This is a genomic window from Mycobacterium sp. 050128, from assembly GCF_036409155.1.
Taxonomy (GTDB): Bacteria; Actinomycetota; Actinomycetes; order Mycobacteriales; family Mycobacteriaceae; genus Mycobacterium.
The window spans coordinates 503357-517824 of the sequence record NZ_JAZGLW010000002.1 but is presented as its reverse complement, the minus strand read 5'-3'; the positions used below and the strand labels follow the sequence as shown (position 1 = coordinate 517824).

13 protein-coding genes are annotated in these 14468 nt (G+C 67.9%); 8 read left to right on the top strand and 5 right to left on the bottom strand.

The window, feature by feature from the left end:
• Positions 1-88: 88 nt before the first annotated feature.
• Entirely contained in the window at positions 89-2413 is a 2325-nt protein-coding gene (locus tag SKC41_RS19830; protein WP_330979371.1) for a hypothetical protein, read from the bottom strand.
• A 319-nt stretch (positions 2414-2732) separates the two neighbouring features.
• Here SKC41_RS19830 and SKC41_RS19825 point away from each other — a divergent pair, with 319 nt between their 5' ends.
• Together SKC41_RS19825 and SKC41_RS19820 are read left to right on the top strand one after the other, a co-directional pair.
• On the top strand, positions 2733-5711 hold the full coding sequence (locus SKC41_RS19825; RefSeq protein ID WP_330979571.1) for an acyl-CoA synthetase: 2979 nt from the start codon (positions 2733-2735) through the stop codon (positions 5709-5711).
• Positions 5704-5931, top strand: a complete 228-nt coding sequence (locus SKC41_RS19820) for a Trm112 family protein (protein ID WP_330979570.1) — start codon at positions 5704-5706, stop codon at positions 5929-5931. Before SKC41_RS19825 ends, SKC41_RS19820 begins: the two co-directional genes overlap by 8 nt.
• Here the strand turns inward: SKC41_RS19820 and SKC41_RS19815 are convergent.
• The 4 genes from SKC41_RS19815 to SKC41_RS19800 all read right to left on the bottom strand — a co-directional run bounded on the left by SKC41_RS19815 (position 5897) and on the right by SKC41_RS19800 (position 9559).
• Positions 5897-6520 carry a TetR/AcrR family transcriptional regulator gene (locus tag SKC41_RS19815; RefSeq protein WP_330979370.1) on the bottom strand — a complete coding sequence of 208 codons (624 nt, stop codon included), beginning with the start codon at positions 6518-6520 and terminating at the stop codon, positions 5897-5899. The genes SKC41_RS19820 and SKC41_RS19815 overlap by 35 nt on opposite strands.
• Position 6521: 1 nt before the next feature.
• Positions 6522-7340 carry an ABC transporter permease gene (locus tag SKC41_RS19810; protein ID WP_330979369.1) on the bottom strand — a complete coding sequence of 273 codons (819 nt, stop codon included), beginning with the start codon at positions 7338-7340 and terminating at the stop codon, positions 6522-6524.
• Entirely contained in the window at positions 7274-8038 is a 765-nt protein-coding gene (locus SKC41_RS19805) for an ABC transporter ATP-binding protein (protein WP_330979368.1), read from the bottom strand. Before SKC41_RS19805 ends, SKC41_RS19810 begins: the two co-directional genes overlap by 67 nt.
• 252 nt (positions 8039-8290) lie before the next feature.
• Positions 8291-9559, bottom strand: coding sequence for an ammonium transporter (locus tag SKC41_RS19800; RefSeq protein WP_330979367.1), 1269 nt, complete (start codon positions 9557-9559; stop codon positions 8291-8293).
• Positions 9560-9627: 68 nt separating this feature from the next.
• Here SKC41_RS19800 and SKC41_RS19795 point away from each other — a divergent pair, with 68 nt between their 5' ends.
• The 6 genes from SKC41_RS19795 (at position 9628) to SKC41_RS19770 (ending at position 14466) form a co-directional block, all read left to right on the top strand.
• The gene (locus SKC41_RS19795; protein ID WP_330979366.1) at positions 9628-10239 is read left to right on the top strand and encodes a DNA-3-methyladenine glycosylase; all 612 of its coding nucleotides are present in this window, start codon (positions 9628-9630) and stop codon (positions 10237-10239) included.
• An 11-nt stretch (positions 10240-10250) separates the two neighbouring features.
• Positions 10251-11522: a tyrosine--tRNA ligase gene (gene tyrS, locus SKC41_RS19790; protein ID WP_330979365.1), complete on the top strand. Its 1272-nt coding sequence runs from the start codon at positions 10251-10253 to the stop codon at positions 11520-11522.
• A gap of 507 nt (positions 11523-12029) precedes the next feature.
• Positions 12030-12350 (top strand): DUF732 domain-containing protein, encoded by a 321-nt coding sequence (locus tag SKC41_RS19785; RefSeq protein WP_330979364.1) that lies wholly within the window; start codon positions 12030-12032, stop codon positions 12348-12350.
• A gap of 67 nt (positions 12351-12417) precedes the next feature.
• The gene (locus SKC41_RS19780; RefSeq protein ID WP_330979363.1) at positions 12418-13206 is read left to right on the top strand and encodes a tetratricopeptide repeat protein; all 789 of its coding nucleotides are present in this window, start codon (positions 12418-12420) and stop codon (positions 13204-13206) included.
• A 19-nt stretch (positions 13207-13225) separates the two neighbouring features.
• Positions 13226-14257, top strand: coding sequence for an HAD-IIA family hydrolase (locus SKC41_RS19775; protein WP_330979362.1), 1032 nt, complete (start codon positions 13226-13228; stop codon positions 14255-14257).
• Positions 14258-14280: 23 nt separating this feature from the next.
• On the top strand, positions 14281-14466 hold the full coding sequence (locus SKC41_RS19770) for a hypothetical protein (protein WP_090601765.1): 186 nt from the start codon (positions 14281-14283) through the stop codon (positions 14464-14466).
• The last annotated feature ends 2 nt before the right edge of the window (positions 14467-14468 follow it).

The following is a 14468-nucleotide window of genomic DNA, read 5'->3' as shown; positions in this document are numbered from 1 at the left end:
TTTCGGCGTGATATCAAGGCAGTTTCGGCGGGCGGGCCAATCCTGCAGTCGCACTGGCGAATTGAATGAACAGGCGATGTAGAAGAGGTTAATCGGGGACGGCCGCGGATTCACCATAAAGGTCGGCGGTGCGCCGCCGATAAGCCGCGTCGCCCAGTGCGGTGTCACAGAGCTCGGTGAGGTGTCTCCAATACAGCCAGTCGGCGATCGCCGCACGTCGGGTTTCCGCGTCGACCCGACGGTGTGCCGCCCGAAGCGCAAGCTGTTCGGCCGCAGCCGCGTAGGCGTGAAACGCCTTCAGGTGTGCGTCCTCTCGGCCGGTATCGGTGCTGAACATCGGTTCCATGACTTCGAACCACAACATGCCTTCTTCGTCGGCCGGCGGGGTGATGGCCGCGGGCGCGGGCGGCAACCGGTCGCGCAAGCTCTCATCGGGGACCGCCGCCAGCCATTCGGCCGCCCGCGGATCGACCACCTCCAACCGGGACCGGCCGATCATCTCCCCGCTATCCGGGATGTCGTCCGGCCGCAGCACGAACTTCTCCACCCCGGGTGCGGAATCGGCCAACTGCTCCTCGGTGGCGATGACCGCCCGCAGCTCGTACTCGTGGTGCTGCGCCCAGCCCTGCACCGCGATCACCGGGTAGGTCGCCCAGCTCGCCCGGTCGGCGACCGGGATCTCGTCGTCAGCGCTGGCCAGGGTCACCGGTTCGGGCAACCGCACCCCTTCCGGGATATACGCGATGCCATAACTGTTGGCCAACACGATCGCGCCATCGGTCGTCACCGCGGTCACCCAGAAGAAGCCGAAATCACCCTCGTCGTCGTCGTCGCTGCCCGGCACGTTCAACGCGGCGGCGATGCGCCGGGCCAGCAGCAGCGGATCGACCCCGTCGCGCCGTGCTGCGTCCGCGGTGGCGGCCTCGGCGACGGCATCGCGTTCGGCCCGCGCCGGTGATACCGGGATCGAGGCCAGTAGGGCGTCCCGCGTGCGGGGCACCGGTGGTGTGGCGGGTGACCCGCTTGTCGGCTTGGATCCGGAGTCCGAGGCCGGATCGGCAGCGACGGGGGAGGTGCCGGGCGCCACCGGCTGCGACGGCATGCTCGTCGGCGTGGCGGGGGCCGCGGGACCCGGTGCGCCACCACCGATATCCGGGGCCGCCGCCGGCGGAGGCTGCGGCACGGCCGGCGCTGCCGGACCGTGCGGGGCTGTCGGACTCAGCGGGGCTGCCGGCGCCGCCGGGCTCAACGGGGTGTGCGCGGCGGGCGTCCCGACCGGCATCGGTCGGGCCGGCCCGTCGTGGGCCGCGGGGGGCGCCACCGGTGCGTGGTGTGCCGGCGCCGGGTGCGCCGCCGCAGGTCGCAGGGGTGCGATGGGAGGCTTCGGCGTGCCCGCGAGCGACTGCGGGATTCCGCGGCCGCCCGCGCCGGCACCTGCTTGCGACACCGAAAACAGGCCTCGACCGCCCGCGCCCGCGCTCCGCGGCGGAGTCGCCGCCGGTCGATCCTTTTGTGTTGCCGGATCCGGGGCGGTTCGCGGATCGCCCGATGGTTTCGAACCGTCGGCCGTTCCCGGCCCCGAACCGTTCTGCATGCCGGGTTCCGACTCATCCGGTGTTCCGGGGCCGTTCGCCGTTCCCGGTCCATCGGCCGTTGCGGGACCATCGTCGGCGCCCGGGCCTTCGTCGGCTCCAGCACCACCCGGAATTGCCTGATCACCGGCGTTTTGCGGGTCGCCGGACGCGTCCTGATCGGTCGGCGCGTCACCCGCATCCGTCGACGTGTCCACCGATGCGGGTTTCACCGCGCCGTCTGACGCGTCCGGGTCGGCGGGAGCGTCCCACGCCCCGGAGTCGAGGCCATCGCCCGCCTCCGGACCGGCCGGACCTGCCCACGGTCCAGGGTTGAGGGCATCGTCCGGCGCTTCCGGATTCACCGGCGCCGCGCCACCGGCCAAGCCCGGGTCCGGCGTACCGGGACCGCTCGCCGCCGGCGCCGTGGAGTGCGCAAACTGCTCCTGCGCTGCAGGTGGCGCCGACGACAACTGCGGACCGCCGCCCGCCACCGGTGCCTGCACTGCTGAATACGCGGATTTGGGCGGCGTTGCGGCCTTGTCCCCATTGCCGGTGAATTGAGTCTGGTCGAGCCGCTCGCCCAGCTTCTGGTCGGTTTCGGCGTACCTGCGAGCCGCGGCAGCGACCTTGGATCCGGTGGCCGTGATGGCGGCTTGGGCGGCGGGCAACCCTTCAGTCACCGGCGCCTCGATCACCGGCATCGTCACGTTGATCGCTTCCGACACCGCATCCGCCCCGGTCGCGGTCCACGGCGGCGGCGGCTCCGGCAGCACCTGGCTTTGCAATGCCGCCCCGGCGAGCTCGAGATGGAAAGGGTCGACGATCAGGTGTTCAGGCATTGCCCAAATTCCTTGCGCAGCAACGCATTCAATACCCCCGGGCGAACAAGGTCGGTTGCACCACGATCGAGAACCGGCCCACAACAGCGAGCAGACACAACGCCGAGCCGTCGGGAGCCTAACAGCTACCCGACCCGCGGCTTGAGATGTTTCGATGGCGTTGGCCTGATGGGCGTACACGCGTAACCATGCAGCGTCGCGTGCGGCCCCCGACCTTGTCGCGCAAGCAAACAGCCTGACCAGAACCGCTAAGGACAGCGATGTGCCATGATGTCTCAGCTGTCGAGAGTGGGGAGCAGCGGTGGATCTGAACTTGTCGATGATCACGCGGCCGGTGGAACGACTGGTCGCGACGGCCCAGAACGGCCTGGAGGTCTTGCGGCTGGGGGGCCTCGAGACCGGCACCGTTGCGTCGCCGTCGCAGATCATCGAGAGCGTGCCGATGTACAAGCTGCGGCGCTACTTTCCGCCCGACAATCGCCCCGGCCAGCGTCCCGTAGGCGCCCCGGTGCTGATGGTGCACCCGATGATGATGTCGGCGGACATGTGGGACGTGACCCGCGAAGACGGCGCGGTCGGCATCCTGCACTCGCACGGGCTGGACTGCTGGGTCATCGACTTCGGTTCACCGGACAAGGTCGAGGGCGGCATGCGCCGCAACCTGGCCGACCACATCGTCGCGCTCAGCCAGGCCATCGACACGGTCCGCGACGCCACCGGGCGTGACGTGCATCTGGTCGGGTATTCGCAGGGCGGGATGTGGTGCTATCAGGTCGCCGCCTACCGCCGTTCCAAAGCGCTGGCCAGCATCGTGACCTTCGGATCGCCGGTGGACACCCTGGCCGCGTTGCCGATGGGCATCCCGGCAAACTTCGCCCCACCCGTCGCCAACTTCATGGCCGATCACGTCTTCAGCCGGCTGGCCATCCCCGGCTGGATGGCGCGGGCCGGCTTCCAGATGCTGGATCCGCTGAAGACCGCCAAGGCCCGCGTCGACTTCGTGCGTCAGCTGCACGACCGGGAGGCGCTGTTGCCCCGCGAACAACAGCGCCGATTCCTCGAGCGCGAGGGGTGGATCGCCTGGTCCGGTCCGGCGATTTCCGAGCTGCTCAAGCAGTTCATCGCCCACAACCGAATGATGACCGGCGGTTTCGCCGTCAACGGCCAGATGGTCACGCTCACCGACATCACCTGCCCGGTGCTGGCCTTCGTCGGAGAGGTCGATGACATCGGCCAGCCGGCGTCGGTGCGCGGTATCCGGCGCGCGGCACCCGATGCCGAGGTCTACGAGGCTCGCATCCGCACCGGTCATTTCGGCCTGGTCGTCGGATCCAAAGCGGCAGAACAGGGTTGGCCCACCGTCGCCGCATGGATCGAGTGGCTCTCCACCGGTGGCGACAAGCCCGACAACATCGACCTGATGGCCGATCAGCCCGAAGAGCACACCGACAGCGGCGTCGCGCTGAGTTCGCGGCTCACGCATGGCATCGGCGAGGCGTCGGAGGCGGCGATCGAGCTGGTGCGCGGCGCCACCGGCGCGGTGGTCGCGGCCAACAAATCCATCCGCACCCTGGCCGTCGAGACCGCGCGTACGCTGCCCCGGCTGGCCCGGCTCGGGCAGATCAACGACCACACCCGAATCTCGTTGGGCCGCATCATCACCGAGCAGGCCCGCAACGCGCCGCGGGGCGAGTTCCTGCTTTTCGACGGTCGCGTGCACACCTACGAGGCGGTCGACCGCCGCATCAACAACGTTGTCCGCGGCCTGATTCAGGTAGGCGTGCGGCAGGGCGACCGGGTCGGCGTGCTGATGGAGACGCGGCCCAGCGCGCTGGTCGCGATCGCCGCACTGTCCCGGCTCGGCGCCGTCGCGGTGGTGATGCGCCCGGACACCGATCTGAGCGCGTCCGTCCGGCTCGGGCGGGTCAGCGAGATCATGACCGACCCCACCAACCTCGAGGCCGTCCGCGATTGGCCGGGCCAGGTGCTGGTGCTTGGTGGTGGTGAGGCGCGCAACCTGGATCTGCCCGAGGACGACTTGAGGCAAAACCCGGTCATCGACATGGAGCAGATCGACCCGGATGCCGTCGCGCTCCCCGCCTGGTACCGGCCCAACCCGGGACTGGCCCGGGATCTGGCGTTCATCGCGTTCAGCGCGGTCGGCGGCGAGCTGGTGGCCAAGCAGATCACCAACTACCGGTGGGCGGTGTCCGCGTTCGGAACCGCCTCGGCGGCCGGCCTGGACCGCCGCGACACCGTGTACTGCCTGACGCCGCTGTATCACGAGTCCGCCCTGTTGGTTGCCCTGGGCGGCGCGGTCGTCGGCGGTACCCGCATCGCGTTGTCGCGTGGACTGAACGCGGACCGGTTCGTCCACGAGATACGGCAGTACGGCGTCACCGTCGTCTCCTACACCTGGGCGATGCTGCGCGACATCGTCGACGATCCCGCCTTTGTGCTGCACGGCAATCACCCGGTTCGGCTGTTCATCGGTTCCGGTATGCCGACCGGATTATGGGACCGGGTCGTCGACGCGTTCGCGCCCGCGCAGGTCGTCGAGTTCTTCGCCACCACGGACGGACAAGCGGTGCTGGCCAACGTGTCCGGCGCCAAGATCGGCTGTAAGGGCCGGCCGCTGCCCGGCGCCGGGCGAGCAGAACTCGGTGCCTACGACGCCGAGCACGACCTGATCCTGGAAGACGAGCGCGGGTTCGTTCAGATCGCCGACGTCAACCAGGTCGGGGTGCTGCTCGCGGCCTCCAACGGGCCGATCGATCCGACGGCGTCGGTCAAGCGGGGGGTGTTCGCGCCTGCCGACACCTGGATCTCGACCGAGTACCTGTTCCGCCGCGACGAGGACGGCGACTACTGGCTGATGGGCCGGCGCGGCTCGGTGGTGCACACCGCGCGCGGGCTGGTCTACCCCGAGCCGGTCACCGACGCGCTCGGCCTCATCAACGGCGTGGATCTCGCGGTGACCTACAACGTGCCGTTCGGCAACCTGGAGGTGGCGGTGTCGGCGGTGACGTTGTTGCCCGGGGCCACCATCACCGCGGCGGATTTGACCGAAGCTTTCGCCGACATGCCGCTCGGGCTGGGGCCCGACATCGTTTGCGTAGTGCCGGAGATGACGTTGAGCGCGACCTACCGTCCCACCGTCAGTGCCCTGCGAGCGGCCGGGATTCCCAAATCCGGTCGGCATGCCTGGTATTTCGACACCGCCAGCTCGCAGTACCGCCGGTTGACTCCGGCGGTACGGGCCGAATTGGCCGCAACGTATCGAGGTGACGATGCTTGACCAGACCCTGCTGAGCATTCTGGTGTGCCCGCAGGACCGCGGCCCGCTGCTGCTCGTGTCCCAAGAAGACGGGGACGAGCTGCTCTACAACCCGCGGCTGCGCCGCGCCTACCGCATCGAGGACGGCATCCCGGTGCTGTTGATCGACGAGGCGCGCGATGTCGACGAGGACGAGCACGCCCGTCTCATGGAACGAGGCAGTCCGGCAAGTCCCCAGTGAGGTAGCGCTGCAGGTTCGGTGCGATGGTGCGGGCGATCTGTTCGGCCGGCAGCGACGCGAACGGCTCGAGTTGAAATATGTAGCGCGCCATCACCACTCCCAACAGCTGAGACGCGACGAACTGGATGCGGATGATGCCACTGCCCGGGGGATCGTCGACGCGCGAACCCACTTCGACCGCGATGATGTCCTGGATGAACGTGCGGAACAGGTTGACCTCCGCGCCGGCCAGGACCGACCGCAGCACCGCGATGAACCCGGTGCCCAGCTCGGAATCCCACAGCGGCAACAACATCGACGGCAGCCGGTAGCCGATCTCCTCGATCGGCACCTCGCGCAACGGGCCGATGATGTCCATCGGGTCGATCGGGATGTGGACGGCCGCGGCGAACAGCTTTTCCTTGGTGCCGAAATAGTGATGCACGAGTGCCGAATCGACACCCGCCGCCGCGGCCACCGCGCGAATCGACGTGTTGCGAATCCCTTTGCTGGCGAACAGTTCTCGGGCGCTGGCCAAGATGCGATCGCGGGTATCGGAATTACCGGCCGGCCGCCCGGGTCGTCTGCGCCCGGCCTCGGCGGCCGTCACGTTATGGCGTCCGTCGCCGCAGTGTCGCCGCGGCCAGGCACAGCGCCGCGAACGCAGATCCCGCCACCACGACGATGTCGCGCACCGCGACGCCGGTCAGTTCGGTATGCGAATTGACCTGTTGCAGAGCTTCCAACGCGTAGCTGGCCGGCATGACATTGCTGATCCATTGCAGCCAGTCTGGCATCAGCGCCCGCGGGACGATGATGCCGGCCAGCAGCAGCTGCGGCACCATCACCAGCGGGATGAACTGCACGGCTTGAAACTCGGTGCGCGCGAACGCACTACACAGCAAGCCCAGGCCGACGCCCAGCACCGCGTTGACGATCGCGATCACGAACACCCACACCCAGCTGCCCTTGGTGTCGAAGCCGAGGAACCAGAACGACACGGTGCACGCCACCGTAGCCTGGGCCGCCGCGGCGATCGAGAAGGCGGTTCCGTAGGCGATCAGCAGGTCGAGCCGGCGCAGGGGAGTGGTCAGAATGCGCTCCAGCGTGCCCGAGGCCCGTTCGCGTTGCATGGTGATCGCGGTGATGATGAACATCACGAACAGCGGGAAAAGGCCCAACAAAATCAGGCAGGCATTGTTGAACGGCGACGGCGTGCCCGGCAAGTGGCGGGCGTTGTGAAACATGAAGTACATCAACGTGATAACCAGAACCGGGACCGCGAGGATCATCGCGACACTGCGGTGATCGGAGGCCAGCTGACGCAGTATCCGCGTCGTGGTGGCCGTGTACCCCTTGAGCCCTAACCGGCTTCGCGCATGATGTTGCGCTTGATGATGGACAGAAACGCGTCCTCCAGTGACGTGCATCCGGTGTCCTCTCGTAGTTGGGTCGGCGTGGTGTGGGCGATCAAGTTCCCGTCCCGCATCAGCAATAGGTCTTTGCAGTGATCGGCTTCGTCCATCACGTGACTCGAGACCAGCAGGGTGGTCCCGGCGTGGGCGAGGTCGTTGAACTGGTCCCAGAGGTCCGCGCGCAGCACGGGGTCGAGCCCGACCGTGGGCTCGTCGAGCACCAGCAACTCCGGCTGGCAGACCAGTGCGCAGGCCAGCGACACCCGGGTGCGCTGGCCGCCGGAGAGGTTGGCGCAGTACGCGGTCCGATGATCGGTCAGCCCGACCCGCTCGATCGCGTGGTCGGCGGCCTGGCCGTCGAAACCGTATAGCGCCGCGAAGTAGCGAACGTTGTCGACGATCCGCAGGTCGTTGTAGATGGTCGGGTCTTGGGGCAGGTAGCCGACGCGGCGGCGCAGCTCGGGGGAGCCGGCCGGGCTGCCGAGCACTGTCACGGTTCCCGACGTCACGATCTGCGTGCCGACGATGCTCCGGATCAGCGTGGTCTTGCCGCAGCCGGACGGACCGAGCAGGCCGGTGATGCTGCCCTTCCCGATCTGCACCGAAAAGTCATGCAGCGCTGGGCGTTTGCCGCGGATGACGCGGAGATGGTCGATGTCGATGGCGACCTCGCTGCCGCGGGCGATTAATTCATCACGAGATGAAATCATCATGTGATGAATATCCGCCTCCCGGGCGCAAGTGTCAAGGGCTTGTTTGTCGTGAGCTTGGCGGGTCGGGCCCTCCATTGGGTCGCTCAGACGACCTGCTCGACGAACGCCGCGACCTGACGGCTTCGCCACGGCCAGGCGACCACGAGACACTTTTCAGAAGCGATATCACCGGCGATATCGCAAACGAAAAGGACCTCATGGTCAGGTCGCGGTACAGGCGTGACCCATGTGACTACGGGCGCATGGCTCCGGTCAGCTGGGGGAGCCGGGGCGGCGCAACGGCAGATGACCGTGCACGCCTTCGGCGTAGGCGGTCTCGGCGTGCTGCGTGAAGTCGACGCCCGTCGTCTCTTCTTCAGGGCTGAGCCGGAAGCCCATCGTCCGCTCGATCACCTTCGCGAGGACGAACGTCACCGCGAACGCGTAGACCGCGACGACGACGATCGCGAGCGCCTGCTTGCCCAACTGGCCGAAGCCGCCCCCGTAGAACAGGCCCTGCGGGCCCGACGTCATGACGGCCGTGGCCAGCAGCCCGATCAGGAAGACCCCGATCACTCCGCCGACGAAGTGCACACCGACGACGTCGAGTGAATCGTCATAGTTGAAGCGCAATTTCGCGGTGACCGCGAACGCGCACACGACGCCCGCGGCCAGACCGACGGCCACGGCGCCGAGCGTGTTGACGGTGCCGCACGACGGGGTGATCGCGACGAGGCCGGCCACCACACCGGATGCCGCGCCGAACGTCGTGGGCCTGCCGTCGCGGATCTGCTCGACCGTCAGCCAGCCGAGCATGCCGAGGCAGCCGGCGACGAGTGTGTTGAGGAAGATGGCCGCGGCAGTTCCGTTGGCGGCCAACGCGGAACCGGCGTTGAACCCGAACCAACCGAACCACAGCAGTCCGACACCGACAAAGAGCAACGGCAGATTGTGCGGTCGCATGGCGTCTTTTTTGAAGCCGATGCGGGGTCCGAGCACCAGCGCCAGCGCCAGCGCCGAGGAACCCGAGACGATCTCGACGACCAGGCCGCCCGCGTAGTCGAGCACGCCGAGCTTGGCCAGCCAGCCGCCGGGACCCCATACCCAGTGCGCGACAACCGAATACACGACAATCGCCCAAATCGGAACGAACACCATCCAGGCGGCGAACTTGGCGCGGTCGGCGATCGCACCACTGACCAAGGCTGCCGTGATGATCGCGAAGGTCAGTTGGAACGTCGCATAGAGCAGTTCGGGAACCGTGCCGTGCAGGCTATCGGGCGTAATGCCGAGCATCCCGAGATGACTGAGGTTACCGATGAACCCGCCCGCGCCGTCCTCGGAGAACGCGAGCGTGTAGCCGACAAGTAGCCAGGTCACCGTGACAAGCGGGATCGAGACGAAGCTCATCATCATCATGTTGAGCACCCCGGTGGTGCGGACCATCCCGCCGTAGAAAATCGCCAGGCCGGGGGTCATCAACAGGACCAGTGCGGTACTGGCCAGCAGCCACGCGGTGGCGGCGGGGTCGATTGCATGCATTGTCTGGGCTCCTTCGCCACGCGGCAACCGGGAGTTTGCCATGTTCGGGCGCTCGGTAGGTTCGGTGGGTGGGTGCACGCGAGCTGGTAGTCGACCCGGTCGCGGCGGCGCACCGGCTACTCGGCGCCACCCTCACCGGCCGGGGCGTACGCGCGGTGGTCGTCGAGGTGGAGGCCTATGGCGGGGTTCCCGACGGGCCGTGGCCGGACGCGGCGGCGCATTCCTACCGGGGCCCCAGCGGCCGCAACGCGGTGATGTTCGGGCCGCCGGGGCACCTGTACACCTACCTCAGCCACGGGATCCACACCTGCGCCAACGTCTCGTGCGGACCCGACGGCACGGCCGCCGCGGTGCTGCTGCGCGCCGCCGTGATCGAGGACGGCGTCGACATCGCACAGGGCCGCCGCGGGGAGGCCATCCGTACCACCGCGCTGGCGCGCGGCCCGGGCAATCTCTGCGCGGCGTTAGGAATTACGATGTCCGACAACGGGATTGACCTGTTCGACCCGGACAGCCCGGTGTCGCTGGCGTTGAGCCCGACCGATGGCGCGGTGGCGGGACCGCGGGTGGGCGTCAGCCAGGCCGCCGACCGGCCGTGGCGGCTGTGGCTTGCCGGTCGACCGGAAGTCTCGGCGTACCGGCGAAGTCCGCGGGCACCCGCCCCGGGCGCCAGCGACTAGATTCTTACCCCATGATCCTCGACGAGCTGGGCTGGCGTGGACTGATCGCACAGTCCACCGACCTCGACGCCCTGGCCGCCGAAGTGCAGCGCGGACCGCTGACGGTGTACGCCGGCTTCGACCCCACCGCGCCGAGCCTGCACGCGGGACACCTGGTGCCGCTGCTGGCACTCCGGCGTTTTCAGCGTGCCGGGCACCGTCCCATCGTGCTCGCGGGCGGGGCGACCGGCATGATCGGCGACCCGCGTGAGGTCGGTGAGCGCAGTCTCAACGAGGCCGGCACCGTCGCCGAATGGACCGAACGGATTCGCGGACAGCTGGAACGCTTCGTCGACTTCTCGGATTCCGGAGACTCACCCACCGGCGCGATCGTCGCCGACAACCTGGAGTGGACGGGCCAGATGTCGGCGATCGAGTTCCTGCGCGATCTCGGCAAGCACTTCTCGGTCAACGTGATGCTGGATCGCGACACCATCAGGCGGCGGCTCGACGGCGACGGGATCTCCTACACCGAGTTCAGCTACATGCTGTTGCAGGCCAACGACTACGTCGAACTGCACCGGCGCCACGGCTGCGCGCTGCAGATCGGCGGCTCGGATCAATGGGGCAACATCATCGCCGGGGTTCGGCTGGTACGCCAGAAGCTGGGCGCGACGGTGCACGCACTGACGGTCCCGCTGGTGACGGCGGCCGACGGCACCAAGTTCGGCAAATCCACCGGCGGCGGCAACTTGTGGCTGGACCCGCAGCTGACCAGCCCGTATGCCTGGTACCAGTACTTCGTCAACACTGCCGACGCCGACGTGATTCGGTACCTGCGGTGGTTCACCTTCTTGTCCGCCGAGGAGCTGGCCGAGCTGGAACAGGCCACCGCCGAGCGTCCGCAACAACGCGCCGCCCAGCGGCGGTTGGCCACCGAACTCACCGTCTTGGTGCATGGCGAGGCGGCCACCGCGGCCGTCGAACACGCCAGCAAGGCGCTGTTCGGCCAGGGCGAGCTGGACCGTCTCGACGAAGCGACGCTGGCCGCCGCGCTGCGCGAAACGTCGGTCGCCGAGCTCAAACCCGGCGGGCCGGACGGGATCGTCGACCTGTTGGTGGCCAGCGGCCTCTCGGCCAGCAAGGGCGCCGCGCGACGCACGATCGGCGAGGGCGGCGTTTCGGTCAACAACATTCGGGTCGACAGCGACGAATGGTCCCCGCAGGACTCGGATTTCCTCTACGGCCGGTGGCTGGTATTGCGTCGCGGCAAGCGCAATATCGCCGGGATCGAAAAGGTCTAGGAGAAGTATTCAGCGGAGATCTCGTCAATCGGAGGGGAAGCCGATATGAGAGGAGGGGAGCCTCGTTTGGAAGGAGCGACGAGATCCCCGCTGTGAGATCTAGTTTTCCCGGATGGACGGCTCGCGGGTATCCCTCAACCGGTGGAATTGGGGGTGGAAATCCCTTGTCCCCCATTCGGGGGACAGCGCCGTCGGGCACGCCGGCGCTAGTGATCTCAAATCGCCTGTGCGACAAGTGATTTAGTGGACCGGGCTGCTCGACCGTCGCCGGTGGGCGCTCAGCGGCGCAACATATTGCGCCCGAGGTTGTCAAGACATTCGGAGCAAAACGCGTTGGTGTGCAAACCTTTACCTGGCCGTGTCCTAAACGTGACACTCGTTGGCCACTGTAGTCACAGTGATTTTGCGCAGCCGCGAACAATCGACGAGAAGCGAGAGATGACGGCGCAATCAATGGCTTACCAGGGGACCTTACGGGTCGGCGTACAGGCGAAAGCCTGCGGATTTATGGCGCTGACCACGGCATTGATTGCCACGGCCGCGACGATGGCCGCCCCCATCCGCGCCGACATGGCGGGCAACACCTTCCTGTCGGCGCTGACCAATGCCGGTATTGCCGTCACTCAGCCGGCCACGACGCTGGCACAGGGGCAATCGGTGTGTCCGATGCTCATCCAGCCGGGCGGCTCGTTCGACTCGGTGGTCTCGGAAGTGGCGACCGGCAGCGGGATGACCGAGAAGAACGCGGGGATCTTCACGATCATCGCGATCGGCACGTTCTGTCCTGCGATGATCGCGCCGTTGATTCCGGACCGGTTCAAGGCGTAGCAAGATCCTTGCCTCGGTGCCCGTATCCTCTTCAGAAGTACGGGAGCAATCGAGGTGAACGACACGAGTGGCCGACGACAGGCAGCGTCACAACGGCGAACGACGTCCGCGTTCGGCGTCTGGGTGGTCGGGACCGGGTCGGGCGCGCTCGGCCCAGCCGCGGCACTCCGGCGGCGGCGGTGATCGCCCGGCGGACAGCGGGCCCCCGATACCGCCCGACGTGGACCCCAAACAGTTGGCCCCCGAAATCCGCGGTGAACTGAGCACCCTGGACCGCGCGACCGCCGATGCGGTGGCCCGCCACCTGGTCGCCGCCGGCGAGTTGATGGACGAAGACCCGGAAGCCGCCCTGAACCATGCTCGTGCCGCGCGCGCCAGGTCCAGCAGGATCGCCGCGATACGCGAAGCCGTCGGAATCGCCGCATACCGCTACGGCGACTGGGCCCAGGCGCTGTCCGAATTGCGTGCCGCCCGCCGGATGGGCAGCAAGTCTTCGTTGCTGGCGTTGATCGCGGATTGCGAACGCGGCCTTGGCCGTCCGGAGCGGGCGATCGAACTGGCCCGCGGGGAAGAAGCGGCTCAGCTGTCCGGCGATGACGCCGACGAGCTGCGCATCGTGGTCGCCGGCGCCCGCTCCGATCTCGGGCAGCTCGAACAGGCGCTGACCCTGTTGTCCACGCCGCAACTGGATCCGAGTCGCTCCGGCACGACGGCCGCCCGGCTGTTCTACGCCTATGCCGACACCCTGCTGGCGCTCGACCGCAAGGACGAAGCGCTGCAATGGTTTTTGCACTCCGCGGCCGCCGACGTCGACGGCGTGACCGATGCTGAAGACCGGGTCAGCGAGCTCGGCTGACAATGCTGGGTTCAATCAAATGAAAAGCATTGCGCAGGAATATGATTGCCTGCTCATCGATCTGGATGGCACGGTGTTTCGCGGCCACAGTGCCACCGACGGCGCGGTGCAGACACTCGACGAGGTAAGCAGCCGCAAGCTGTTCGTCACCAACAACGCATCCCGCAGCGCCGACGAAGTAGCGACCCACCTGCGCGACCTCGGCTTCACCGCCACCGGCGACGACGTCGTCACCAGCGCCCAAAGTGCCGCACACCTGCTTTCCGGTGAGCTGCCGCCGGATTCGCCCGTGCTGATCGTCGGGACCGACTCGCTGGCCAACGAGATCTCCGCGGTCGGGCTGCGCCCAGTGCGACGCTTCGACGACAACCCGGTCGCGGTCGTCCAGGGACTGTCGATGACGATCGGCTGGCCCGATCTCGCCGAGGCCGCCCTGGCCATTCGGGCCGGCGCGTTGTGGGTGGCGGCCAATGTCGACGCCACGCTGCCCACCGAGCGGGGCCTGCTGCCGGGCAACGGATCCCTGGTGGCCGCGCTGCGGGCGGCGACCGGCGCCGAACCCAAGGTGGCCGGAAAGCCCGCCCCGACACTGCTCGACGATGCGGTCGCCCGCGGGGACTACCAGGCGCCGCTGGTGATCGGCGACCGCCTCGACACCGACATCGAGGGTGCCAATGCCGCGAGGCTCCCCAGCCTGATGGTGCTGACCGGGGTGAGCAGCGCGCGCGACGCGGTGTATGCCGTAGCCAAGCAGCGGCCCACCTACATCGGCCATGACCTGCGCGCGCTGCACCAGGGCAGCAACCTGCTCGCGGTCGGGCCGCAGCCCGGCTGGGCGATCGACGTCGCAGATGGTGCGGTGACGGTCACCGCCAGGGGTGCCTCCGAAGCAGACGACGACGAGGACGGGCTGTCGATCGTGCGGGCCGTCGCCAGCGCGGTGTGGAGCGGCGATTACTCCGATTTCCAAGGGCGGCCGGCGCGCATCCGACCCGGTGACGACCGAGCCCGCGACGCGCTCGAGCGCTGGTCTCTCGTGCATGGGGACTAGCCGATGACTACCGTGGAACCGCAATGAATATCGATCCCGCACAGATTCGCGCCGACATCGACAACCTGCTGGCGCAGCTGCCCGACCTGGCCGACCCGGAAAACCGGGAGACCGGGCCGTCCCTCGCCGAGCTCGAAGACATCGCACGCCGGCTTTCGCAGGCCCATGACGTGCTGCTGGCCGCGCTGGAGTCGGCGGAGAAGGGCTGAGG

Bases quoted from the DNA above. Each gene is read 5' to 3' on its own strand.
- SKC41_RS19770 (WP_090601765.1), top strand. From the start codon at position 14,281: ATGAATATCGATCCCGCACAGATTCGCGCCGACATCGACAACCTGCTG.
- SKC41_RS19785 (WP_330979364.1), top strand. From the start codon at position 12,030: ATGGCGCTGACCACGGCATTGATTGCCACGGCCGCGACGATGGCCGCC.
- SKC41_RS19825 (WP_330979571.1), top strand. From the start codon at position 2,733: ATGATCACGCGGCCGGTGGAACGACTGGTCGCGACGGCCCAGAACGGC.
- SKC41_RS19800 (WP_330979367.1), bottom strand. From the start codon at position 9,559: ATGCATGCAATCGACCCCGCCGCCACCGCGTGGCTGCTGGCCAGTACC.
- SKC41_RS19810 (WP_330979369.1), bottom strand. From the start codon at position 7,340: ATGCACGTCACTGGAGGACGCGTTTCTGTCCATCATCAAGCGCAACAT.
- tyrS (WP_330979365.1), top strand. From the start codon at position 10,251: ATGATCCTCGACGAGCTGGGCTGGCGTGGACTGATCGCACAGTCCACC.
- SKC41_RS19820 (WP_330979570.1), top strand. From the start codon at position 5,704: ATGCTTGACCAGACCCTGCTGAGCATTCTGGTGTGCCCGCAGGACCGC.
- SKC41_RS19805 (WP_330979368.1), bottom strand. From the start codon at position 8,038: ATGATGATTTCATCTCGTGATGAATTAATCGCCCGCGGCAGCGAGGTC.
- SKC41_RS19775 (WP_330979362.1), top strand. From the start codon at position 13,226: ATGAAAAGCATTGCGCAGGAATATGATTGCCTGCTCATCGATCTGGAT.
- SKC41_RS19830 (WP_330979371.1), bottom strand. From the start codon at position 2,413: ATGCCTGAACACCTGATCGTCGACCCTTTCCATCTCGAGCTCGCCGGG.